The organism is Thiohalocapsa sp. (genome assembly GCF_019695415.1).
GTDB lineage: Bacteria > Pseudomonadota > Gammaproteobacteria > Chromatiales > Chromatiaceae > Thiohalocapsa.
The window spans coordinates 1-2,830 of the sequence record NZ_JAIFKJ010000150.1; the positions used below are offsets into that span (position 1 = coordinate 1).

General features: G+C 68.2%; 2 protein-coding genes. One reads left to right on the top strand and one right to left on the bottom strand.

The window, feature by feature from the left end:
• Positions 1-101: 101 nt before the first annotated feature.
• Complete coding sequence (gene bchF / locus I6U14_RS03900) at positions 102-632, bottom strand: 2-vinyl bacteriochlorophyllide hydratase (protein WP_296897020.1); 531 nt, start codon at positions 630-632, stop codon at positions 102-104.
• Between the two features lie 385 nt (positions 633-1,017).
• Here bchF and ppsR point away from each other — a divergent pair, with 385 nt between their 5' ends.
• Positions 1,018-2,430 carry a transcriptional regulator PpsR gene (gene ppsR / locus I6U14_RS03905; RefSeq protein WP_296897022.1) on the top strand — a complete coding sequence of 471 codons (1,413 nt, stop codon included), beginning with the start codon at positions 1,018-1,020 and terminating at the stop codon, positions 2,428-2,430.
• The last annotated feature ends 400 nt before the right edge of the window (positions 2,431-2,830 follow it).

Genomic DNA, 2,830 nt, shown 5'->3' on the forward strand with positions numbered 1-2,830 from the left:
GAACCCGGGGCGCGGGCCGCGCTGGCGAAGCACCGGGAGGGGGGGGCGGGGGGGGGCCTGGCAGCGCTGGGCGTCGGCGGCGGGGGGGGGGCCGGCGCTGCTCACCCGGCGCCTCCCACCGCCGCGGCCGGTGGCCGGCCGGCGGCGGCCAGGCGCGCCTGCTGCAGCCGGGCAGCGCGCAGCTTGAGCAGGAACTGGGTCGCGTTGATGACGTATGCCGCATAGGCAGCGAGCGCCAGCAGCATCTGCCCACGCACATCGAGCCAACCGGTGAAGAGCGCCGCCAGATAAGCCGTGTGCAGCGCCAGCACCAGCATGCTGAAGACGTCTTCCCAGAAGAAGGGGCGCGCGAAGAGCCACTTACCGAAGACCACCTTCTCCCAGATGGAGCCGGTGATCATGATGGTGTACAAAATCAGCGTCTTGATGACGACAGACACCGTTGCAGCGGTCTCCCCTGCACCGCTGACCAAATAGCGCAGCACCAGTACCAGGCTGACCAGAAACACCAAGAATTGCAGCGGCGCCAGCACGCCCTGCACAAGCGTCCACGCCGTGTTGTCACGACGTTCACGTTCCGCCGGCGTATACAGCGGTTGATACCGGTCATGCCGCGCGGGGCGCTGACGCATTACCCTCCCCTCTCATTGACTGAGCGTGCCTCGGTGTACTCAGGAATCTAGTCCCCTTCCCCGCGCCTGTCAACTCGGCTTAACGTAAACCGAACTTGACATTCCCCTGGTTGGCGTCTAACTAATAGAGGGTGTCGCCGCACCGAAGCGCGCTTGCGCGTGAGATGTCCGCGAACGGCCCGAAACCGCGCCGAACCGGCACATTGCATCCTCATCGCGCCTGCGGCCGAATTTCCTTATAAACTGCGCGGTTATGGAACTGCGCACGTGCCGCAGCGTCGGCCCGCTGACCTGGATCAGGCCGACCGGCGGTAGCCCGCCCCGGGGGCCGTGGGTCTGTTGCCCGCCGCGCCGCCCGGCGGCCAGCACGGGATCGAGATTACTCGTGAAGCCCTTCGACGCGCCGCAGGCGGCCCTTGGCGACATCGGCACTGACACGATGGCGGCACTGCTCGCCGCGGTCACGGACATAGCGATCATCCTCGACGGCGAAGGCACTATCCGTGATCTTGCCTACGGCAGCGACGAGCTCTCCTCAGAGGTCGGAGGGGATTGGATCGGCCAGCGCTGGGCTGACACCGTCAGCACCGAGAGCCGACCACGCATTCAGGAGCTTTTGGAACAGGCGAGCACCGACCTGGCCGCCGCCACCTGGCAGCAGGTGAGCCACATCTCCCGCGCCGGTGTCGAGCTGCCCGTGCGCTATCTGGTGGTTCGCCTCGATGCCCGGCACCTGATGGCCGTGGGCCGCAACCTCCAGGGCATCGCGTCGCTGCAGCAGCGTCTGGTGGATGCGCAGCAGTCCCTGGAGCGTGACTACTGGCGTCTGCGCCAGCTCGAGACGCGCTATCGTCTGCTGTTCCGCTCGGCGTCCGATGCGATTCTCATCATGGATCCGGACACCGGCAAGGTGGTGGAGGCCAACCCCGCCGCCTCGCTGCTGCTCGCCGCGGACTCTCGGCGACTCGTTGGGCGGCCATTTCCGGAGGGCTTCGACGAGGACGGCACCCGCGCCATCCAGTCGCTCATCGCCGGCATCCGCGCCGCCGGCCGTGCCAACGATGTGCGCGCCCGCCTGCGTGCGGGCACGGAGTTCCAAGTGAGCGGCGCACCGGTACGTCAGGAGAGCGCGTCGCTGATCCTGCTGCGACTATCGCCGATAGAGACCGACGGCGAGCGCCGGCCGGCCCCGGAACCGCGCTCGCGCCTCGCCCGCATGGTGGAGAAGGCGCCGGACGGTATCGTGCTCACCGGCCAGGATGGGCGCATCCTAAGCGCCAACAGCGCTTTCCTTGACTTGGCACAGATCAACAGCGAAGACCAGGCCCGCGGCGAGTCACTGGACCGCTGGCTCGGCCGACCCGGCGTGGACCTGAACGTGCTCATCGCCAACCTGCGCCAACACGGAGCGGTGCGCCTCTTCGCGACACAGATCCGCTCCGAGCTCGGTGCCAGCAGCGAGGTGGAAATCTCCGCCGTGTCCATCCACAACGGCGACCAGCCGAGCTTCGGCTTCATCATCCGCAACGTCGACCGGCGCGTTTCCGCCGACGGCGGCGGCGAGCGCGCCCTGCCGAGCTCCATCGAGCACCTGACCGAGCTGGTTGGCCGCGTGCCGCTCAAGGAAGTGGTCCGCGAGTCCACGGACATGATCGAACGCCTCTGCATCGAAGCAGCCCTGGAGCTCACCGGCGACAACCGCGCGAGCGCCGCGGAGCTTCTGGGTCTGAGCCGCCAGAGTCTCTACGTGAAGCTACGCCGCTACGGACTCAGCGAGCCCGGACAGGAAGGGGAGTAGCGCGGCGGCAGCCACCGCGCGGCAGGCGGAGCTGACCCGCACCGAGCGCCGTGAGCGTCGACCAGTAGGCGCTCGCCTATCTGGCACCTGAACCCCGATCGGGCGGACTCTCCCGAAGCTGCGTAGGCCACCCCGCCCCGGCCTTTGCGGAAATACATACACCGCCCCCGAATTTAGGGGACGGTGTATGTATTTCCGCAAAGGCCGGGGCTGGGTGGCCTACGCAGCTTCGGGAGAGTCGGCCGAATCGGGGCACAGGTGCCAGATAGCCGAGCGCCTACTGGTCGCCGCTCACGGCGCTCGGTGCGGGTCAGCTACGCCTGCCCCGCGGTGGCTCCCGCCGGGGCACCCCCCTCCCGCTCCGGGACCCCTGGTGCCGGTGCGGAGGAGCTGCACGTGG